General features: G+C 73.5%; 23 protein-coding genes. 13 read left to right on the forward strand and 10 right to left on the reverse strand.

The window, feature by feature from the left end; all coding sequences use genetic code 11:
* Positions 1–33 precede the first annotated feature (33 nt).
* On the reverse strand, positions 34–411 hold the full coding sequence (locus ACF08N_RS29725; RefSeq protein ID WP_392327805.1) for an MFS transporter: 378 nt from the start codon (positions 409–411) through the stop codon (positions 34–36).
* A gap of 122 nt (positions 412–533) precedes the next feature.
* Here ACF08N_RS29725 and ACF08N_RS29730 point away from each other — a divergent pair, with 122 nt between their 5' ends.
* The 3 genes from ACF08N_RS29730 to ACF08N_RS29740 all read left to right on the forward strand — a co-directional run bounded on the left by ACF08N_RS29730 (position 534) and on the right by ACF08N_RS29740 (position 2473).
* Positions 534–1277: a vWA domain-containing protein gene (locus ACF08N_RS29730; RefSeq protein WP_392327806.1), complete on the forward strand. Its 744-nt coding sequence runs from the start codon at positions 534–536 to the stop codon at positions 1275–1277.
* A complete protein-coding gene (locus tag ACF08N_RS29735) occupies positions 1274–1891 on the forward strand; it encodes a HutD family protein (RefSeq protein ID WP_392327807.1) in 618 nt (205 codons plus the stop codon). The genes ACF08N_RS29730 and ACF08N_RS29735 overlap by 4 nt, the downstream gene beginning before the upstream one ends.
* A gap of 108 nt (positions 1892–1999) precedes the next feature.
* On the forward strand, positions 2000–2473 hold the full coding sequence (locus ACF08N_RS29740) for a pyridoxamine 5'-phosphate oxidase family protein (RefSeq protein WP_392327808.1): 474 nt from the start codon (positions 2000–2002) through the stop codon (positions 2471–2473).
* An 8-nt stretch (positions 2474–2481) separates the two neighbouring features.
* Here ACF08N_RS29740 and ACF08N_RS29745 read toward each other — a convergent pair whose 3' ends face one another.
* Together ACF08N_RS29745 and ACF08N_RS29750 are read right to left on the reverse strand one after the other, a co-directional pair.
* Positions 2482–3465 (reverse strand): acyl-CoA dehydrogenase family protein, encoded by a 984-nt coding sequence (locus ACF08N_RS29745; protein ID WP_392327809.1) that lies wholly within the window; start codon positions 3463–3465, stop codon positions 2482–2484.
* Positions 3465–4610 (reverse strand): acyl-CoA dehydrogenase family protein, encoded by a 1146-nt coding sequence (locus ACF08N_RS29750; protein ID WP_392327810.1) that lies wholly within the window; start codon positions 4608–4610, stop codon positions 3465–3467. Before ACF08N_RS29750 ends, ACF08N_RS29745 begins: the two co-directional genes overlap by 1 nt.
* Positions 4611–4654: 44 nt before the next feature.
* Here ACF08N_RS29750 and ACF08N_RS29755 point away from each other — a divergent pair, with 44 nt between their 5' ends.
* Genes ACF08N_RS29755 through ACF08N_RS29765 form a run of 3 tightly spaced genes read left to right on the forward strand, consistent with a single transcriptional unit; the run spans position 4655 to position 7294 of the window.
* A complete protein-coding gene (locus tag ACF08N_RS29755) occupies positions 4655–5470 on the forward strand; it encodes an SDR family oxidoreductase (protein WP_392327811.1) in 816 nt (271 codons plus the stop codon).
* Between the two features lie 31 nt (positions 5471–5501).
* Entirely contained in the window at positions 5502–6116 is a 615-nt protein-coding gene (locus ACF08N_RS29760; protein WP_392327812.1) for a TetR/AcrR family transcriptional regulator, read from the forward strand.
* A gap of 20 nt (positions 6117–6136) precedes the next feature.
* Positions 6137–7294 carry an acetyl-CoA C-acetyltransferase gene (locus tag ACF08N_RS29765; RefSeq protein WP_392327813.1) on the forward strand — a complete coding sequence of 386 codons (1158 nt, stop codon included), beginning with the start codon at positions 6137–6139 and terminating at the stop codon, positions 7292–7294.
* 76 nt (positions 7295–7370) lie between these two features.
* Here ACF08N_RS29765 and ACF08N_RS29770 read toward each other — a convergent pair whose 3' ends face one another.
* Positions 7371–7607: a hypothetical protein gene (locus ACF08N_RS29770; protein WP_392327814.1), complete on the reverse strand. Its 237-nt coding sequence runs from the start codon at positions 7605–7607 to the stop codon at positions 7371–7373.
* 216 nt (positions 7608–7823) lie between these two features.
* Between ACF08N_RS29770 and ACF08N_RS29775 the strand changes: the two genes are divergently transcribed.
* Both ACF08N_RS29775 and ACF08N_RS29780 read left to right on the forward strand, forming a co-directional pair.
* Entirely contained in the window at positions 7824–8027 is a 204-nt protein-coding gene (locus ACF08N_RS29775; RefSeq protein WP_020871138.1) for a cold-shock protein, read from the forward strand.
* Positions 8028–8113: 86 nt separating this feature from the next.
* Positions 8114–9694 carry a DEAD/DEAH box helicase gene (locus ACF08N_RS29780; RefSeq protein ID WP_392327815.1) on the forward strand — a complete coding sequence of 527 codons (1581 nt, stop codon included), beginning with the start codon at positions 8114–8116 and terminating at the stop codon, positions 9692–9694.
* A gap of 203 nt (positions 9695–9897) precedes the next feature.
* Here the strand turns inward: ACF08N_RS29780 and ACF08N_RS29785 are convergent, their stop codons facing one another.
* The 4 genes from ACF08N_RS29785 to ACF08N_RS29800 are packed head-to-tail and all read right to left on the reverse strand — an operon-like array spanning position 9898 to position 13284.
* Positions 9898–10944, reverse strand: a complete 1047-nt coding sequence (locus tag ACF08N_RS29785; RefSeq protein WP_392327816.1) for an NAD(P)H-dependent flavin oxidoreductase — start codon at positions 10942–10944, stop codon at positions 9898–9900.
* Positions 10944–11660 (reverse strand): CoA-transferase subunit beta, encoded by a 717-nt coding sequence (locus ACF08N_RS29790; protein ID WP_392327817.1) that lies wholly within the window; start codon positions 11658–11660, stop codon positions 10944–10946. Before ACF08N_RS29790 ends, ACF08N_RS29785 begins: the two co-directional genes overlap by 1 nt.
* Positions 11657–12505 carry a CoA transferase subunit A gene (locus ACF08N_RS29795; RefSeq protein ID WP_392327818.1) on the reverse strand — a complete coding sequence of 283 codons (849 nt, stop codon included), beginning with the start codon at positions 12503–12505 and terminating at the stop codon, positions 11657–11659. Before ACF08N_RS29795 ends, ACF08N_RS29790 begins: the two co-directional genes overlap by 4 nt.
* Positions 12502–13284: an enoyl-CoA hydratase family protein gene (locus tag ACF08N_RS29800; protein WP_392327819.1), complete on the reverse strand. Its 783-nt coding sequence runs from the start codon at positions 13282–13284 to the stop codon at positions 12502–12504. Before ACF08N_RS29800 ends, ACF08N_RS29795 begins: the two co-directional genes overlap by 4 nt.
* Before the next feature lie 55 nt (positions 13285–13339).
* Here ACF08N_RS29800 and ACF08N_RS29805 point away from each other — a divergent pair, with 55 nt between their 5' ends.
* The 4 genes from ACF08N_RS29805 to ACF08N_RS29820 all read left to right on the forward strand — a co-directional run bounded on the left by ACF08N_RS29805 (position 13340) and on the right by ACF08N_RS29820 (position 15974).
* Entirely contained in the window at positions 13340–14122 is a 783-nt protein-coding gene (locus ACF08N_RS29805) for an SDR family oxidoreductase (protein WP_392327820.1), read from the forward strand.
* A complete protein-coding gene (locus ACF08N_RS29810) occupies positions 14119–15030 on the forward strand; it encodes an SDR family oxidoreductase (RefSeq protein ID WP_392327821.1) in 912 nt (303 codons plus the stop codon). The genes ACF08N_RS29805 and ACF08N_RS29810 overlap by 4 nt, the downstream gene beginning before the upstream one ends.
* 125 nt (positions 15031–15155) lie before the next feature.
* Entirely contained in the window at positions 15156–15548 is a 393-nt protein-coding gene (locus ACF08N_RS29815; RefSeq protein ID WP_392327822.1) for a ribonuclease domain-containing protein, read from the forward strand.
* A 39-nt stretch (positions 15549–15587) separates the two neighbouring features.
* The gene (locus ACF08N_RS29820) at positions 15588–15974 is read left to right on the forward strand and encodes a barstar family protein (protein ID WP_392327823.1); all 387 of its coding nucleotides are present in this window, start codon (positions 15588–15590) and stop codon (positions 15972–15974) included.
* A 36-nt stretch (positions 15975–16010) separates the two neighbouring features.
* Here ACF08N_RS29820 and ACF08N_RS29825 read toward each other — a convergent pair whose 3' ends face one another.
* Together ACF08N_RS29825 and ACF08N_RS29830 are read right to left on the reverse strand one after the other, a co-directional pair.
* Positions 16011–17639 carry an ankyrin repeat domain-containing protein gene (locus ACF08N_RS29825; RefSeq protein WP_392327824.1) on the reverse strand — a complete coding sequence of 543 codons (1629 nt, stop codon included), beginning with the start codon at positions 17637–17639 and terminating at the stop codon, positions 16011–16013.
* Between the two features lie 23 nt (positions 17640–17662).
* Positions 17663–18583, reverse strand: coding sequence for a hypothetical protein (locus ACF08N_RS29830; RefSeq protein ID WP_392327825.1), 921 nt, complete (start codon positions 18581–18583; stop codon positions 17663–17665).
* Between the two features lie 260 nt (positions 18584–18843).
* Here ACF08N_RS29830 and ACF08N_RS29835 point away from each other — a divergent pair, with 260 nt between their 5' ends.
* On the forward strand, positions 18844–19563 hold the full coding sequence (locus tag ACF08N_RS29835; RefSeq protein ID WP_392327898.1) for a S1 family peptidase: 720 nt from the start codon (positions 18844–18846) through the stop codon (positions 19561–19563).
* Positions 19564–19615: the final 52 nt, after the last annotated feature.

Consider the following 19615-nt stretch of genomic DNA (forward strand, 5'->3'; position numbering starts at 1 on the left):
GCGCCTGCGGGGCTCTGCCCCGGACGCCCCGCCTCAATCGCCGGCGGAGCCGCCGGCCATCACCGCCGCCCCGCCCACACCGGCGAGTGTCCTCGCCACGTCGAGGAGGAGGACGTCGTCGGCCGTGGCGGCGGTGAGCGTGCCCGCCGTGTAGAGCGCCGCCCCGGTCGCGTACATCCGCCGCCGTCCGAACAGGTCGCCCAGCGAACCGGCGACCAGCATCACGGAGGACGCCGCCAGGATGTAGCCGGTGACCACCCATTGCAGTGCGGCGCCCGACGCGTCGAGGTCGCGGCTGATCTCCGGGAGTGCGAGGGACGTGCCCGTCATGGCCATCGGCAGGACGAGACAGCCGAAGAGGACGACGGGCAGGGTGAGCGCGGCGCGGGAGACAGGGCGTGGAATCGACATGCGCTCCACCGTGGTCCCTCAACCTTGCTCGAGGTCAAGGGGATTGGGTCACCGACCCCGGGCAGGTACCCTCGGTTCGATCTCCCCGCACAGCCAGTACGACACGACGAACGGAGCGCCGCATGGCCGTCGCCGGCACAACCCCGGGCCCGGCCATCAGCCTCCGCAAGGTCGAGGAGCGGGCGCCCGCGCTCGTGAGCCTCTACAAGTCCGCGGGTGTCAGTCTCCGGAAGCACGGACTGCACGGTCAGCGGGCCGCCGTCTATCTCGTCCTCGACTACTCGGGGTCCATGAAGGAGTACTACAAGGACGGCAGCGTCCAGGCGCTTGCCGACCGCGTCCTCGGGCTCTCCGCCAACCTCGACGACGACGGCCGCGTCCCGGTCGTGTTCTTCTCCACGGACGTCGACGCCGTCACCGACATCGCCCTCGACCACCACCACGGGCGGGTCGACGAGATCGTCGCGGGCCTCGGGCACATGGGCAGGACCAGCTACCACCTGGCCATGGACGCCGTCATCGACCACTACATCGACAGCGGGTCCACCGCACCCGCTCTGGTCGTCTTCCAGACCGACGGCGGGCCGATCAACAAGCTCGCCGCCGAGCGCTACCTGTGCAAGGCGGCACGGCTGCCCTTCTTCTGGCAGTTCATCGGTTTCGGCAACAAGCGCAGCTCCCAGTTCGACTTCCTGCGCAAGCTCGACGAACTCGCCGTGCCCGCCAAGCGCCCCGTCGACAACGCCGGCTTCTTCCACGCCGGGCTCGACCCGCGCCAGGTGCCGGACGCCGAGCTGTACGACCGGCTGGTCGGGGAGTTCCCGCAGTGGCTCGCCGCCGCCCGCGCCCAGGGCATCGTCCGGTGACCGTGCGCGTGCTGCGCGCCGCGGGCCGCACCGCGGTGCCGTGGAAGAACGGCGGCGGCGTGACCAGGGAGATCGCCGTCTCGCCCGAGGGCGCGCCGATGGACTCCTTCGACTGGCGGATCAGCCTCGCCGATGTCGCGGCGGACGGCCCCTTCTCCGCGTTCCCCGAGGTGGACCGCACCCTCACCGTGGTGGAGGGCGCGGGCATGGATCTCACCGTCGGTGGCCAGAGGCTGCTCGTCGACGAGCGGTTCGTTCCCCGGGACTTTCCCGGCGACCGCGCCACCGACGGCCGGCTCCTCGGCGGCCCGGTGGTCAACTTCAACGTCATGCACCGCCGGGACCGCGCCGAGGTCCTCACGGCGGTCGTGCGGGGCCGCCTGCCCCTGGTGGTCGCGGAGGGCCCGGTCGTCGTGGTCGTCGCCCTGCGGGGGACGACGGTGCTGGAGGCCGGGCGCCCCGGCGCCGGGCAGGTCACGCTCGACCGGTACGACGCGGCGGTGGTGGACGGCGGCCACGCGGGTGACCTGCGGACGGACGGCGACGCGGCGGTGGTCACGATCCGCGTCCCGGCCCGAGCGCCGGCGGGTCGGGGGCAGCGGTCCCGACCGTAGCGCCGGCGGGTCAGGGACAGCGGTCCCGACCCCAGCGTTACGGCCCGGCATGGCACACGCCGGGAAAGCCGGACAGAAGATGTCCGCCTTTCGTGAGGCAATGAGGTCATGACCTTCGCCCCCTGGTCCGCGTTCCGGACCGCAGAGCCCGCCTTCGCCGAGACCGTCCAGCACCGCTTCGAGCGCTACCGGCACCACGTACTCGCCACCCTCCGCAAGGACGGATCGCCCCGCCTGACCGGCCTCGAGGTCACCTTCCGGTTCGGTGAGCTGTGGCTCGGCATGATGCCGAACTCCCGCAAGGCGCTGGACCTCCGGCGCGATCCGCGTTTCGCCCTGCACACCAACCCGGGTGCCGACGATTCCATGGACGGCGGTGACGTGCGCGTCGCCGGGCGGGCGGTCGAGGTGACCGACGCCGAGGAGGTCGCGCGTTTCGTCGCCGACGTCGAGCCGCCCGAGCCCTTCCACCTCTTCCGGGTCGAGCTCGGCGAGGTGGTGCGGACGAGCGTCGAGGGTGACGAACTGGTCGTCCGGACCTGGCGCCCGGGCCCGGGGCTCAGGACGATCCGGCGACGCTGACCGGCGCGTCAGCCGGACAGCACCCGCGCCCGGCACACCGCCGGACTGCCCCACGCGTCCCGCAGCGGACGGGCCTTGCGCAGCCACAGGGCCAGCTCCGGCTCGTCCGTGTACCCGATCGCGCCGTGCAGGTGGAGCGCGGTGAGCGCCGCGGCGTACGCCGCCTCTCCCGCTGCCGCCTTGGCCGCGGCGATATCGGCCGGGTGCATCGACAGCGCGGCCCCGTGGAGCAGGGGCCGCGCGAACTCCAGCCCCGTCAGGGTGTCCGCGAGCCGGTGCTTGACCGCCTGGAACGACCCGACGGCCACCCCGAACTGCGTACGCTGCCGGACGTACGCCACCGTGCGCTCCAGCAGCGCCAGCCCGGTGCCGAGCGACTGCGCGGCGGTCACCAGCATGGCCACATCCGCCGCGTACGCGGCCGCCCGCGCGACGCGCGGACCGTCGGCGAGCACCTCGCCGCCCGTCATGGGCACGCCGAGCCGCCGCACCGGGTCGGCGGAGACCCGCAGCGGGCCGTGCCCGGGGGCGGCCCGCAGCACCGAGGCGCCGTCGACGGCCAGCAGCACGGAGGCCGCGTCCGGGTCCAGGGCGTACGGGCCGTTCCCGGCGACCGCCAGCGTGGCGATCTCCTCGCCCGACACCAGCCGGGGCAGCAGCCGTTTCGCGGCCTCGGTCTCGCCCTGCTGCCCGAGCCGGCCCAGCAGCGCGGCGACCGCCACCGTCTCGACCACCGGACCGGGCATCGCGTGACGTCCCAACTCCACGAAGCTCAGCGCGAGTTCGACGGGCAGCGGACCGACACCGCCGTACGCCTCCGGTGCCGCGAGCGCGAACACGCCGGCACCGGCGAGCCGCGCCCAGAGCGCCGCGCCGGGCGCGCGGTCGCCCGCCGACCAGGCACGTGCGGCGGCCGGCGCACCGGCCGCGGACAGCAGGGAGTCCAGCGACCGGATGAACGCCTGCTGTTCGGCGGTCGGCAGGAAGCGCATCAGCGGCGGCCCTTCGGCAGGCCGAGCAGCCGCTCGGCGATGATGTCGCGCTGGATCTCGTTCGTACCGGCGTAGATCGGGCCGGCCAGCGAGAAGACATGGCCCTCGGCCCACGGGGTGTCGCGCAGCTCGCCGTCGGCGCCGAGCAGGTCGAGCGCCGTCTCGTGCAGGGCGATGTCGTACTGCGACCAGAAGACCTTGTTGAGGCTGGACTCGGCCGCCGTTCCCGTGCCTTCGGCGAGGCGGGAGGCGGCCGCGAAGGTGAACAGCCGGTAGGCGCGGGCACCGACGACCGCGTCGGCGACCCGGTCCCGCAGCGCCGTGTCCGCCGGGTCGGCCGAGGCGCGCCACTGCCGTACGAGCCGGTCCGCGGCGGCGAGGAAGCGGCCGGGGGAGCGCAGGGTCAGGCCGCGCTCGTTGCCGGCCGTCGACATCGCGATCCGCCACCCGTGACCGGGCTCGCCGATCACGTCCTCGTCCGGGACGAAGACCTCGTCGAGGAACAGCTCGGCGAAGGCCGGCTTGCCGTCGAGGCGCCCGATCGGCCGGACTTCCACCCCCGGCGCCCTCAGGTCGAACATCAGGTAGGTCAGGCCCTCGTGGGGTTTTCCGCCGGCGGGACCCGTGCGGAAGATGCCGAAGGCCCGGTCCGCGAACGCCGCCCGCGACGACCACGTCTTGGTGCCCGTCAGCAGCCAGCCGCCGTCCGTGCGCACCGCCCGGGACCGGAGCGAGGCGAGGTCCGAGCCTGCCTCCGGCTCGGACCACGCCTGCGCCCACACGGTCTCGCCGCGCGCCATCGGCGGCAGGACGCGGGCACGCTGCTCCTCGGTGCCGTGGTCGAAGAGGGTGGGGGCGAGCAGGGCGATGCCGTTCTGCGAGACCCGGCCCGGCGCGCCCGACGCCCAGTACTCCTCCTCGAAGAGCAGCCAGCCGGTGAGGTCGGCGCCGCGTCCGCCGTACCGCTCGGGCCAGGAGACCGCCGACCAGCGGTCCGCCGCGAGCCGGGCCTCCCACGCGCGGTGCGCCGCGAAGCCCTCCTCGGTCTCCAGCGACGGCAGGGGCGCGCGGGGAACGTGCTCGGCGAGCCAGGCCCGGGCCTCGGCGCGCAGGTCCTGATGGGCCGGGGACAGGTCGAGGTCCATCACGCTCCTTCCCTAACAAGTGTTTGGTAGGTTAACGTGCCGATGTGACGGACAACAGGGCGCAGACGCACGGCGACGGCTCCCCGCCGCGGTACGAACCCGGGCACGGCCTGCTCGCGGGGCGGACCGCCGTCATCACGGCCGCCGCCGGGGCCGGGATCGGCGGGGCGACCGCGCGCAGACTCCTGGAGGAAGGCGCGCGCGTCCTCCTCTCCGACGCCCACGCGCGCCGCCTGAAGGAGTGCGAGGCCGCGCTCGCCGCGGAGTTCGGCCCGGACGCGGTCGCCGCGCTGCCCTGCGACGTGACCCGGGAGGACCAGGTCCAGGCCCTGTTCGACACCGCCGTCCGGCTGCACGGCGGGCTCGACGTCGTCGTCAACAACGCCGGACTCGGCGGCACCGCCACGCTCGCCGACATGACCGACGACCAGTGGACCCGCGTCCTCGACGTCACCCTGAACGGCACCTTCCGCTGCACCCGCGCCGCCCTGCGCCGCCTGCGTGAGCGCCCCGGCGGCGGCGTGATCGTCAACAACGCCTCCGTCGCCGGCTGGCGTGCCCAGGCCGGAGTGGCCCACTACGCCGCCGCCAAGGCGGGCGTCATGGCGCTCACCCGGTGCGCGGCGATCGAGGCCGCCGCGTACGGCGTCCGTGTCAACGCGGTCGCCCCGAGCCTCGCCATACACCCCCACCTGGCGAAGGTCACCTCCGCCGGACTTCTGGAGGAGCTCACCGCCCGCGAGGCGTTCGGTCGCTACGCCGAGCCCTGGGAGGTCGCCAACGTCATCGTCTTCCTGGCGTCCGGCTACGCGTCCTACCTGACCGGCGAGGTCGTCTCCGTCAGCAGCCAGCATGCGTAACGGGCCGGGCGCGCGGGACGACAATGGACCCGTGCCTCTGACGAAGAAGAACCAGGTGAACCCGGCCCCGCCCGAGCGGCGCGCCGAACTCCTCGCCACCGCGGCCGAGGTGTTCGCCGCGCACGGCTACAACGCGACCACCGTCCGCCGCATCGCCGACGAGGCCGGCATGCTCGCCGGCAGCCTCTACTACCACTTCGACTCCAAGGAATCGATGCTCGACGAGATCCTCTCGACGTTCCTCGACGAGCTGTGGGCCGGCTATGACGCCGTCCTCGCCGCCGGGCTCGGACCGCGGGAGACCATCGAGGCGCTCGTCACCGAATCGTTCCGCGAGATCGACCGGCACCGGGCGGCCGTCGCCATCTACCAGAAGGAGTCCCGGCACCTGGCCGCGCAGCCGCGTTTCGCCTATCTCACCGAGTCCCAGGCCAAGTTCGAGAAGGCCTGGCTCGGGACGCTGGAGCGCGGGGTCGCCGAACGCGTCTTCCGCGCCGACCTCGACATCCGGCTCGCCTACCGCTTCGTGCGCGACACGGTGTGGGTCGCCGCGTCCTGGTACCGGCCCGGAGGACTGCACAGCCCCGAGGAGATCGCCCGCCAGTACCTGTCGATGGTGCTGGACGGTATCGCCGTACGCACCTGACCGGACAAGGAGCCCCAGCCATGACCGAGGTCTACATCGTCGAAGCGGTACGCACCCCGGTCGGCCGGCGCAGGGGAGGACTCGCCGCGGTCCACCCGGCCGACCTCGGCGCCCATGTGCTGCGGGCCCTGGTCGCCCGCGCGGGGATCGACCCGGCGGCCGTCGACGACGTCGTGTTCGGCTGCCTGGACACGGTCGGCCCGCAGGCCGGCGACATCGCCCGCACCTCGTGGCTCGCCGCCGGGCTGCCCGAGGAGGTGCCGGGAGTCACGGTCGACCGGCAGTGCGGCTCCTCGCAGCAGGCGGTCCACTTCGCCGCGCAGGCCGTACTCTCCGGCACACAGGACCTCGTGGTCGCCGGCGGCACGCAGAACATGTCGATGATCCCCATCGCGTACGCGTCCCGGCAGGCCGCCGAACCGCTCGGACTCACCGAAGGGCCGTACGCGGGCAGCGAAGGCTGGCGCGCCCGCTACGGGGACCGGCCGGTCAACCAGTTCCACGGCGCCGAGTCGATCGCCGCCAAGTGGCGCATCACGCGACGGGAGATGGAGGAGTACGCCCTCCTCTCCCACCAACGGGCGATCCGCGCGATCGACGAGGGCCGCTTCGACCGGGAGCTCGTCCCGTACGGCCCCGTCGCCGTGGACGAAGGACCGCGCAGGGACACGACGCCGGAGAAGATGGCTGCGCTGCCGCCCGTCCTGGCGGGCGGCACGATCACGGCGGCGTGCTCCTCGCAGGTGTCGGACGGGGCGGCGGCGATGCTGCTCGCGAGCGACCGGGCGGTGGCGGAGCACGGCCTGACGCCGCGGGCCCGCATCCACCACCTGTCGGTCCGCGGCGAGGACCCGATCCGCATGCTCACGGCCCCGATCCCGGCGACGGCGCACGCCCTGAAGAAGACGGGCCTGTCCATCGACGACATCGACCTCGTGGAGATCAACGAGGCGTTCGCCCCGGTCGTCCTGGCCTGGCTGCGCGAAACCGGCGCGGACCCGGCCCGGGTGAACGTGAACGGCGGGGCGATCGCGCTGGGCCACCCGCTGGGGGCGACGGGGGTGCGGCTGATGACGACGCTGCTGTGCGAGCTGGAGAGGGTGGGTGGCCGCTTCGGTCTCCAGACGATGTGCGAGGGCGGGGGCCAGGCGAACGTGACGATCCTGGAGCGGCTGTAGCGCCGTGACGCGGGCGGAGCCCGCTCATGCGCGGGCGAGCGGTGTCAGCGTCTTCACCAGCTCGTACCGTCAGGCATCAACGGACCGCACCCAGCGAGGCGTTGGCGCGCATCCGACCACTGCCCGTCCGACCAGCCGCGGTACGGCTGGAGTTCGGAGCGCGCGGCAGGTCGATGCCCGCCCGCAGCGCGCCCCGCGGCCCGGGCGCCTCGAAGGCGGCGTGGGACTCGGGCGCGAAGTAGGTGACGGCGTGGACCGGTTCGACGCGGTACCAGAGCGTACGGGCGGTGTTCTTGGTCGTGTCCATGTCCATGACCGGGATTGTGCTCCAGGTAACGCGACCTTCTCCGTGGATACGTGCTACGGTGAAGGCGTTGCAGTTTTGGTACCCATGAACTTTGTGTGCGCCTGACGGGAATGCTTCCTCAGGCGCACGTTTTGTTTCCGGCACTCTCCGGATGGGGTCAATGCAGCGACAGGGAATTCGCGCAGTGTGGATTCTCGGCTTGCCCCGTTTTAGGAGAATGACATGGCAACTGGCACCGTGAAGTGGTTCAACGCGGAAAAGGGCTTCGGCTTCATCGAGCAGGACGGCGGCGGCGCCGACGTCTTCGCCCACTACTCGAACATCGCCACCTCGGGCTTCCGCGAGCTCCAGGAAGGCCAGAAGGTCACCTTCGACGTCACGCAGGGCCAGAAGGGCCCGCAGGCGGAGAACATCGTCCCGGCCTGATCGCTGGACGTACACCTCGGCCGGGGCCCGCACCTGCACGGTGCGGGCCCCGGCTCGTTCTGTCCACAGGGACCAGAAAGGCATTGATGAACCGCTCCGAACGTCCGGTACGAAAGCGACCGGCAGGCACCCGCACCACCTCGCGTGCCAAGGCCCCCGCGAGGGGCGCCGCGAAGTCGGCCGCCCGCCGTCCGGTCGCGCCGCAGGAATTCACGCTGCCGGAAACCATCACCCCGGCGTTGCCTGCCGTCCAGGCGTTCGGTGAGCTGGACATGCCGGCCGCCCTGCTCAAGACCCTCGGCGCCCAGGGCGTCACCGACCCGTTCCCCATCCAGGCGGCGACCCTGCCGAACTCCCTGGCCGGCCGCGACGTCCTCGGCCGCGGGCGCACCGGCTCGGGCAAGACGCTCGCCTTCGGGCTCGCGCTGCTCGCCCGCACCGCGGGCCGGCGGGCCGAGCCGAAGGCGCCGCTGGCGCTCGTCCTGGTGCCGACGCGTGAACTCGCGCAGCAGGTCACCGATGCCCTCGCCCCGTACGCGACCTCCGTGCAGCTGCGGCTCGCCACGGTCGTCGGGGGAATGTCGATCAACAAGCAGGCGGGATCGCTGCGGCGCGGCGCCGAGGTGCTCGTGGCGACGCCCGGACGGCTGATCGACCTCGTCGAACGCGGCGACTGCCGCCTCGACCAGGTGTCCGTCACGGTTCTCGACGAGGCCGACCAGATGGCCGACATGGGCTTCATGCCGCAGGTCACGGCGCTGATGAAGCAGGTCGAGCCGGACGGTCAGCGGATGCTGTTCTCCGCGACGCTGGACAAGAACATCGACCGGCTGGTGCGGATGTACCTCAGCGACCCCGTCGTGCACTCGGTCGACCCCTCCGCCGGTGCGGTCACGACGATGGAGCACCACGTGCTGCACGTCGCCGACGAGACCGACAAGAAGGCCGTCGCCGTACGCATCGCGGCCCGCGACGGACGGGTGATCCTCTTCGTCGACACCAAGCGGACCGCCGACCGGTTCGCCAAGCGGCTGCTGGCCAGTGGTGTGCCGGCGGCCGCCCTGCACGGCGGCCGTTCGCAGCCGCAGCGCAACCGCACGCTGGACCAGTTCAAGAACGGGCAGGTCACCGCGCTGGTCGCGACGAACGTGGCGGCGCGCGGCATCCACGTCGACGACCTCGACCTGGTGGTCAATGTGGATCCGCCCGTGGACCACAAGGACTACCTGCACCGTGGCGGGCGCACCGCCCGTGCGGGTGAGTCCGGCAGTGTCGTGACGCTGGTGCTGCCCGAGCAGCGCCGCGAGATGACGCGGCTGATGGCGGATGCGGGGATACAGCCGCGGACCGCCCGGATCAAGTCCAGCGACGAGGAGCTGGCCCGCCTGACCGGTGCACGTGAGCCGTCGGGTGTGGCGATCACGATCGAGGTCCCGCAGCCGACCCCGCCGTCCGCGAAGCCGGGGTCGGCGTCCCGCCGACGCCGCCCGTCGGCGCGTCGCAGCGGGGACGCCCCGCGGACGTCGCACGACGAGTCCCCGACGCGGGGCCGTGGCCGCGGGCGGACGCAGGCAGGCGACGCGGGTGCCCGCGGGCGCACGCGTGCGCAGGGCGAGGCGGGCGGTCGCGGGCGTACGCGGCGCGGGGGTGGCGGCGCGGGAGCGTGACGGGGGGCGCTGCGCGAGCAGTTCCCCTCCCCGCCCTCCCCCTACGGCCTGGCGGCCGTGGGAGGGACCCCCATCCCGTAACTGGGGCTTCGCCCCAGACCCCGGTACCGCGCTCCGCGCGGCGTCCTCAATCGCCGGACGGGCTGCAAATGCAGCCCCGCCGGCGATTGAGGCGCGGGGGTCCGGGGGCAGCGCCCCCCACCTCACCCCCGCGGCAACCCCTCCACCACCTCCGACGCCTCCCGCATCACCCGCGACACCAGCTCCTCGCAGCTCGGCAGGTCGTCGATCACGCCCGCCACCTGGCCCGACGCCATCACGCCCAGGTCCGTGCGGCCCTCGACCATCGAGGCGCGCAGCAGCACGGGGGTGTTGGCCGCGAGGAGAACCTGCGGCCAGCTCAGGTCACGGCCGCGCCGCATCGCCCGGCCGTCCGCGATCATCCGGCGCCACGTCAGGCCCGACAGCCTGCGGTACGCGGACGCCCTGCGCACCGCCCGTGCCAGTGACGTCATGCGCCCCGCGCCCTCCAGCGAGGCGACCAGGTCCGTGCGCAGCATCCGGTGCGGCAGGCCGTCGACCGCCCTCGTCACGGTCACGTCCGCGACGCCCGCCGCCAGGTAGCGCGCCTTGACCGCGGCCGGGACCGTCGAGTCGGACGTCAGCAGGAAGCGCGTGCCCATCGCGATACCGGCCGCGCCGTACGCCAGCGCCGCGACCAGTCCGCGCCCGTCGTGGAAGCCGCCCGCCGCGACCACAGGGATGCCGACCGCGTCCACGACCTGCGGCAGGAGGACACTCGTCGCGACGTCCCCGGTGTGCCCGCCGCCCTCCGCGCCCTGCACGATCACCGCGTCCGCGCCCCACGCCGCCACCTTCTCGGCGTGCCGGCGCGCCCCGACCGAGGGCATCACGACCACGCCCGCGTCCTTGAGGCGGGCGATCAGGTCCCGGGAGGGGGCCAGCGCGAACGACGCGACCCGCACGCCCTCGTCGACGATGATCCGCACCCGCTCGTCCGCGTCCGCCGCGTCCGCGCGCAGATTGACGCCGAACGGCGCGTCCGTGCGGGACTTCACCTCGCGGACGGCGGCCCTCAGCTCGTCCGTCGTCATGGTCGCCGAGGCGAGGATGCCGAGTGCTCCGGCCCGAGCCGTCGCCGTGACCAGCCGCGGGCCCGCGACCCAGCCCATGCCGGTCTGGACGACGGGGTGGCGCACGCCGGTCAGCCGGGTGAGCGCGGTCTCCATCAGGACCGCACCTCCCGTTCGCGCGCGCGGCCCGGATCGAGGACCTCCCGGATCAGCCGCAGTTCGCCTGCGGTGGGATCGCGGGTGTACGGGACCTCGTCGGGGATCACCGGGGCGAAGCCCGTCGCGTCCCGTACCTCGCCGGCCGTCACCCCGGGATGCAGCGAGACGAGCCGCATCGAGCGGTCGGGCGTGGCGAAATCGAAGACGCCCAGGTTGGTCACGACCCGCTCGACGCGGTGGAACCGCGCCCCGGCCGCCCGGTCGTACCCCACCCCGCACACCATGTCGACCCGCTCGACGAAGACCCGGGCCGAGTGCCGGGGCACCCAGTAACTGGTGGGATTGTTCAGGGTGTTGACCGGTGCGCCGCGCACCCCGAGCAGCTGGCGGCGGGGCCTGGCCCAGTCGCCGACGCAGGAGATGTTCTGGTTGCCGTGGCGGTCGAGCTGGCTCGCGCCCATCATCACGTGCCGCTTCCCACCGGTGACCAGGGCGAGGTGCCTGCGGTACGGCAGCCAGCCCTCGACGGTGCCGTCCGGTGCGACGAGCATCGCCTCGCCGTCGGTCAGCAGCAGATCGGGGGAGAAGGTGAGCCTGGCGAGCCGCGCCCCGAGGGACGGGATCAGGCCCATCGGGCTCGCCAGTACCTCCCCCGCGTCGCGCCATGCCTCGGCGCAGGCGATGACACAGTGCTCGGCCCTGGTGACGGTCATTCCCGCTCCTCGTGCCAGGCCCGGACGGCCGACTGGTAGGTGTCCTCGTCCCCGGAAAGGAAGCGTGCCGAGAAGTCGGCCCAGGGGGTCGTCGCGTACATCCGCTGGAACGCCTCGTCCCGCCCGTGATCGGGTGCGCAGGAGGTGAAGTGCGCGCCGTTCGGCGCCTCGACGACGCCGGTGACCGCGTGCCGGGCGAGCAGCAGGGTCTGGTGTGCGGCGCCCTCGGTCAGCTCGGCGGTCCCGACGAGCTGCTCGCAGGAGACGTACGCGGCGTCGGCGGCCTCGCAGAACAGGTCGTCGAAGTACGGGTCGGGGCCGAGATACTGGCCGTTGCCGAGCCGGTCGCAGCGGTTCATGTGGACGAGCGCCGCGTCCATGCGCAGGGCGGGTGCGGCGACGAACGTCTCCCCGTCCTCGTACGGCGACGTGACCGTGCGCAGGCCCGGGTTGACCGTCATGACGTCCGAGCCGAGCCCCGCCCGGACCGGCAGGAACGGCAGCCGGTTGGCGGCGGCGTGCAGTCCCCACATGAACATGGCCTCGTCGATCTCCGTCAGCTCGAACGCCCCGCGTTCGCGCGCCGCCCGGAAGTGCGGTTCCAGGGGGACGGAGTCGAGCGTGACGAAGGCGGTGACCAGGCGGCGGATGCGTCCGGCGGCGGCGAGGAGGCCGACGTCGGGGCCGCCGTACGAGACCACCGTGAGATCGGTGATCCGGCTGCGGAGCAGCGCACGCACCAGGGCCATGGGCTTGCGCCGCGAGCCCCATCCGCCGATGCCGACGGTCATCCCGCTGCGCAGGCGCGACACGGCCTCGTCGGCGGTCATGGTCTTGTCCCTCATGCCGCGCCGCCCGCCTCCGGCGCGTGCGCCGCGTCGCCGTTCGTGGTCCCGAACGTGCCGCGTACGCGCCCGGCGAGGCCGCTCAGCTCCGCCTCGTAGGTGAAGCCCTGCTCGAACCGGTAGCTGCGGCGTACGTCGACGGGGTCGATGCCGTTGATCGCGGCCTTCGCCAGGCGCAGCAGCGTGCCGTCCTTCCGGGCGATCTCCTCGGCCATTTCCAGGGCCTCACGGGCGAGTTCGGCGCGGGGGACGACCTTCCACACCGAGCCGTGCGCGTGGAGGTCCTCGGCGGTCGCGGTGCGCGCGGTGTAGTACAGGGCCCGCATCAGGTGCGGAGGCACCAGCCGGGCCAGATGGGTGGCCGCGCCCAGCGCGCCGCGGTCCAGCTCGGGCAGCCCGAAGACGGCGTCCCGCGAGGCGATGATCACGTCCGCGTTGCCGACGAGGCCGATGCCGCCGCCCAGGCAGAAGCCGTGGACGGCGGCGACGACCGGGACCTCGCACTCGTGGACGGCGGCGAACGCCTCCGCGCAGCCGCGGTTGACGTCCAGCAGGGCCCGGTGGCCGGTGTCCCGCTGCAGCTCCTTGATGTCCACGCCCGCGTTGAACCCGCGGCCCTCGGCGGCGAGGACCACGCAGCGGACGTCCGGGTCGCGGCCGGCGGCGCGCACGGCGTCGGCGAGCGCGTACCAGCCGCGTACGGGAAGGGCGTTGACGGGCGGGAAGTCGACGGTGACGCGGCGAACGCCCTTCCGTGGGCTTGCGGTGGAGACCGTCATGAGCGGATCATCTACCTTCCACCAAACGTTTGTTAGGTAGGGAAGGTAGCAGCCGATGGAGCTGGACGGGAGGGTCGTCGTCGTCACCGGCGGCACGCGCGGCGTCGGCGCGGGCATCGCCCGGGCCTTCGCGAGGGCGGGCGCCACCGTCGTGGCCTGCGCCCGCCGGCCGCCCGAAGTCGCCCTGCCGGGCGTGGAGTTCACCCGCCTCGACGTGCGGGACGCGGCCGCGGTGGGGGAGTTCCTCGACACGGTGGCCGCCCGGTACGGACGGCTGGACACACTCGTCAACAACGCGGGCGGCACGCCGTACCGGCTGCTCGAAGAGGCCGACGCGCAGCGCCACGCGCGCGTGGTCGAGCTCAACCTCCTCGCGCCCCTGACCGCCTCCCTCGCCGCCCGCCCGCATCTCGACGCCTCCGGCGGCTCGATCGTCATGATCGGCAGCGTCGGCGGAGCGCGGCCCTCGCCCGGCTCCGCCGCGTACGGCGCCGCCAAGGCCGGGCTGGAGAGCCTCGCGCGCTCCATGGCCGTCGAATGGGCGCCCCGGATCCGGGTGAACACGCTGGTGCTCGGCATGGTCCGCACCGAGCGGTCCGCCCTGCACTACGGCGACGAGGACGGGGTCGCCGCCGTCGGCCGCACCGTGCCGCTGGGCAGGCTCGCCGAGCCGTCCGACGCGGGCGACGCGGCCGTCTTCCTCGCCTCCCCGCGCGCCGCGTACATCAGCGGCGCGTCCCTGCTCGTCCATGGCGGCGGCGAGCGGCCCGCCTTCCTCGACGCCGCCACGGTGAACCGGCCACGAGTGGGCCGGCTACGACAAGGAGACGCGGAATGAAGGGAATCTGCGAAGGACGCGTGGTGATCGTGACCGGAGCCGGCCGCGGTCTCGGCCGCGCCCACGCGCTGGCCTTCGCCGCCGAGGGGGCCAAGGTCGTCGTCAACGACCTGGGCGTCTCGCTCGACGGGGCGGGCGGCTCGGACGATCCGGCCCGCGCGGTCGCCGACGAGATCACAGCGGCGGGCGGCACCGCGATCGCCCACGCCGGCGACATCGCGACGAGCGCCGGCGCCGCCTCCCTGGTCGCGGCCGCAGTCGACGCCTTCGGGCGGCTGGACACCCTGGTCAACAACGCCGGGTTCCTGCGCGACCGGATGCTCGTGAACCTCGACGAGGACGACTGGGACGCCGTCGTGCGCGTCCACCTCAAGGGGCACTTCCTGCCGCTCCGGCATGCGGCGGCGCACTGGCGGGCCGAGACGAAGGCCGGGCGCCCGCAGACGGCCAGGGTGGTCAACACCAGCTCCGGCGCCGGACTGCTCGGCAGCGTCGGCCAGGGCAACTACGCGGCCGCCAAGGCCGGGATCGTCGCCCTCACCCTGGTCGCCGCGGCCGAGACGGCGCGGTACGGCGTCCAGGTCAACGCCATCGCCCCGGCCGCCCGCACCCGGATGACCGAACGGACCTTCGCGACCACCATGGCGGCCCCGGAGCACGGCGGCTTCGACGCGATGGCGCCCGCCAACGTGTCGCCGCTCGTCGTGTGGCTCGGCTCCGCCGACTGCGCCGGCGTGACCGGTCGCGTCTTCGAGGCGGAAGCGGGCCGCATCACCGTGATGGAGGGCTGGCGGCCGGGCCCGACCGCCGACCGGGGTACCCGATGGACGCCTCAAGAGGCGGGCGGAGCCGTACGGGAGCTGCTCGTGCGGGCGGCGGAACCGGGGCCGGTGTACGGGACGCGGTGATGCCGTGCAGGACCCGCGACCGGTCCGTGAAGGTGTTCGGCGCGGTGGTCGCAGCCCGTTAACTCCCGGGAAATTCCGCCCAGTTGCCGTTGACGCGGCAGGGTCTACGCGCATCAATGGGTGCCATGCGAATCCCCCCACGACTAGCTGCCGCAGGCGGCATCGCCGCCCTCGTCTCGACCCTTCTCCTCGGTGGCCAGGCCGCCACCGCCGCCCCCGCGTCCCCAGCGGCGGTCGGCGAGATCTGCTACTCCGCCCTGCCATCGCAGGCGCACGACACGCTCGACCTGATCGAGCAGGGCGGGCCGTTCCCCTACGAGCAGGACGGCACCGTCTTCCAGAACCGCGAGGGCATCCTGCCGTCGCAGTCGTCCGGCTACTACCACGAGTACACCGTCGTCACGCCGGGTTCCCCCACACGCGGCGCACGGCGGATCGTCACCGGAGAGGCAGTGCAGGAGGACTACTACACCGCCGACCACTACGAGTCCTTCGACCTCGTCGACCACGACTGCTGAACCGCTGGACGCCGACCGGCCACCGGTATCCTCCGCCCCGTGACGACCACCTATGTGATCGACGGGGCGGAGGTCACCGACCTGGAGAGCTTCTGGACGGTGATCGGCGAAGCCGTGAACGGCCCCGGCGGATACTTCGGCCGCAACCTGGACGCCCTCGCCGACTGCCTCGGCGGCGGCATGGGCACCCCCGACGACGGCGACTTCGTCGTCGAGTGGCGCGACCACGAGCTCTCCCGGCGCGCCCTCGGACGGGAGGAGACGGTACGGCAGCTGGGCCTGCGTGCCCGGCGCGCGCACCCCGACAACCGCGCCGAGATCCTCGACCAGCTCGCGCGCGCCCGCGCCGGAGCGGGCCCCACCGTCTTCGACTGGATCGTGGCGGTCTTCGAGGAGCACGCGCCGGGCAGGCTCAGACTCCTGTGAGCCGTTATGGCTCCCGCGAGTCCTCGGGCCACCGCCCTACGGACGCCGCGGCACCGTCGCCTCCAGGCGCCGCCTGATCCGTTCGTCCCTGATGTGCCGCACCGCGTCCGTCGCGGTGCCGTGCGCCGGGCTCTCCGGATCCCCGTCGGCCAGCAGCCGCACCAGCGCCTCGTGAGCCCGCGGGTCCTGACGGATCGCCAGTCCGCGCGCCGCCTCCGCGGCGGTGTCCGCGTCGGGGTCGTCGATCCGGGCCGCCAGCGCCTCGCGGATCTCCGGGGTGTCGGCGTCCAGCTCCGCCAGCGCCGTCGTGGACCAGTCCCTGACCTCGCGGGCCGCGTCCCCGCTCAGCGCGATCAGCGTCGTGACCGCCTCCGCGTGGTCGCCCGGAACCAGTCCGCACAGCGCCAGCGCCACCCGGTGGCGGACCGCCGCGTCCGGGTGCCCGGCGTGCCGCAGGATGTCGTCCAGCACCGAGGGGTCCGCGTGGTGCCCTAGTGCCGTGACCGCCGCCTGGATCAGCTCCGGGTCGCGCGCCTCCCGCGACAGCTCGCGCAGCAGAGGCAGCGCCCGCGCCGCGAACGGCCGCACGATCCGGCCCGCGTGCCCGACCTCCCCGCCGCCGCGTCCGTCTCCGTCCTCCGCCCCCGCATCGTCGGCGCCGGTCCCGTCCGGGCCGGTGTACACGAACCCCAGCTGGCCGAGGACGTCCGCGGCGAACGCCTGGCGCAGCGGGTCGTCGCTCCCGCACCACGCGGCCGCCGCCTGGAAGGTCTCCTCGTCGCCGCGCCGCCACAACGCCGACACCGACTCGATCCAGTCGTCCCGGTCCGGGTCGCCCTCGCGCAACGCCCGTTCCGCCAGGCTCGCGTACGGGGTCGGGATGCCGAGCTCCTCCTCCAGGAGGGTGGCGATGGCCCCGTGCCCGGTCTGCTGCTCGTTGCCCGCCGCGGGCCTGCCGTCGCGCAGCACCTCCACGACGACCGTCGTCCCGCCGTCCTCGGCGACGCGCCGCGACACGGTCTCCGCCCCCGGCTCGTGAGCCAGCAGTCCCTCCCGCACCTGCTGCTCCACGTCCAGTGCCAGCCATCGGCGGGCCTCCGCCAGCGCCTCGGACCGCGCGCCCGCCCCGTACCGCAGCAGCGCCCGCACGGTCGACGGCGAGCCGCGCCTGGCCGCCACCACCAGCGGCGGATCACCGTTCGGAGAGACCAGATCGGGGTCGGCGCCGTGCTCGAGCAGCGCCTCCACCGTGTCCGCGTGGCCCTGGCCCACCGCCCAGGCCAGCGCGGTGAAGCCGAGCAATTCCCGCCGGTCCGGTGTGGCGCCCGCGGCGAGCAGGGCGCGTACGACGTCGGTGTGTCCGCCGACCGCCGCCCCGCACAGCGGCAGGTCGTCGTTCCCGGGCCCCGAGGCCCGGTCGGGATCGGCGCCCGCGGCCAGCAGCAGCCGGACGATGCCTGGCTCGCCCTCCACGGCCGCCAGATACAGCGGTGTCTGCCCGTCCTCGCCCAGGCTCTCGGTCGGTACGCCCGTGCGCAGCAGCCGCACCACCGCGTCGTCGTCGCCGTCGTACACCGCCGCGAAGAGGGCGCGCACGTCCGCCGCCCGCTGCGCGTCGGCCGTGCCGTCGCCCGTGCGGCCCTCGTCCAGGTGGCTCTCGTCCATGACACGACCCTACGGAGGTGAGGTCAAGTGTCGCATTCGAGAATCGTCCGGCACAGGCCGCACCGGGCACGCACCCGGCCCCGTACGGGCACCCGGATCCGCTGGTGGCAGGTGGTGCAGGGGAAGGAGACGCGCAGACCGCCGGGGCCGGGCTCGAAGAGGTACGCGCCCTCTTCCGCGCCCCCTCCCGCGTGCTGCCGTGACGGGTTCTCCAGCGCGTGGCGGCGGTCCTTCGCGTAACGGTGGCGGGCGAGGCGGCCCGCGGTGGTGAGCGGCGGGCGCCGGGCGTCGCGCAGCGCCTGCGCGCGCCCGGCGGTGTAGGCGCTGTAGCCCTGTGCGCTGGTGAACCACGGCGAAGGGTCCTCGCCGAAGGCCAGGGCGCGCCCGGCGAGCACGTAGCCGAACTCCTCCGGGGTGAGGTAGCCGAGCTTCTGGCTGGAGACGCCGTCCTCGCGGAACGCGTCCAGCAGCAGCCAGCCCGCCCCGAGATAGGTGGTCACGGTGTCGGTGAGGATCTCGTTGGCGCGCAGGCCGGGGAACGAGAGCCCGAGCCGGTGCAGCAGCACATGGGTGATCTCGTGCGCGAGGGCCGCGCCGATGTCGCGCCGGTGCGTGCGGAAGCGGTCGTTCAGCTCGATGAAGTACTCGGGACCGGCGGCCAGTTCGACGCTCGCCGCGTGCTCCATCGCGCGGAAGCTCACGATCACGCGGGCGTCGGGGAGCCGCAGATGCCGTACCAGGGCGCTCGCCACCCGCTGGGCGCCCAGATGCAGGTCGTCCTCGTCGCCGAAGGCCACGTCCGCCGGCAGCACGCTCGGGGCGTAGGAGTGCACGCCCTCGGGTGAGAGCCGGCGGTACAGGGCGGTGACCGCCGACCGCACCGTGTCGAGGTGCGGAAAGCCGTGCACCACCTCACTGCCGTTCGCCACGTCCCGTACCCCCATGCACGACAGTCGGCCGCCTTCAACTCTACGGCCGGGGCGGTGCGGAACCTCTGTCCCGCGGCCCCACGAATGGCCGGAACGCACTCCTTGTGGGGTTCGCAATCCGGTGCCCATAATCCGGTTCACCGCCTTGTCGGGCGCATGTCATTCCCCGCGCTGCCGCATGTGCTCCGACCCAGGGCAGACGTCAACCCCCCACGAAAGGCAGTCTGTTGAAGCTTCTGAGCGTGCTCAAGAGATGCGCCGCCGCCGGCGCCGTCATGCTCGCCGCCATCAGCCTCCAGCCCTCCTCCGCATCGGCCGCCACCCCGCCCGTCGTCGGCGGCACCCGCGCCGCGCAGGGCGAGTTCCCCTTCATGGTCCGGCTCTCCATGGGCTGCGGCGGAGCGCTCTACACCAAAGACATCGTCCTGACCGCCGCCCACTGCGTGAGCGGCTCCGGCAACAACACCAGCATCACCGCGACCGCGGGCGTCGTGGACCTCCAGAGCTCCAGCGCCATCAAGGTCCGCTCCACCAAGGTCCTGCAGGCCCCCGGCTACAACGGCTCCGGCAAGGACTGGGCACTGATCAAGCTTGCTCAGCCGATCAACCTGCCGACCCTCAAGATCGCCGAGACGACGGCGTACAACAGCGGCACGTTCACCGTCGCCGGCTGGGGCGCGGCCCGCGAGGGCGGCCCGCAGCAGCGCTACCTGCTCAAGGCGCAGGTCCCGTTCGTCTCCGACGCCGAGTGCGGCCGCGCGTACGACGAGCTCATCCCGGGCGAGGAGATCTGCGCCGGCTACAACGAGGGCGGTGTCGACACCTGCCAGGGTGACTCCGGCGGCCCGATGTTCCGCCGGGACAACGCGGGCGCCTGGATCCAGGTCGGCATCGTGAGCTGGGGTTACGGCTGCGCCAGGGCCGGCTACCCCGGTGTCTACACCGAGGTCTCGACCTTCGCCTCGGCCATCAAGTCCGCGGCCGCCACCCTGTAGGCGGGCCGCACACAGCACACCGGGAGGGGCGGGCCGGCGGGCCCGCCCCTCT

This window comes from Streptomyces sp. NPDC015127 (assembly GCF_043080095.1).
Taxonomy (GTDB): Bacteria; Actinomycetota; Actinomycetes; order Streptomycetales; family Streptomycetaceae; genus Streptomyces.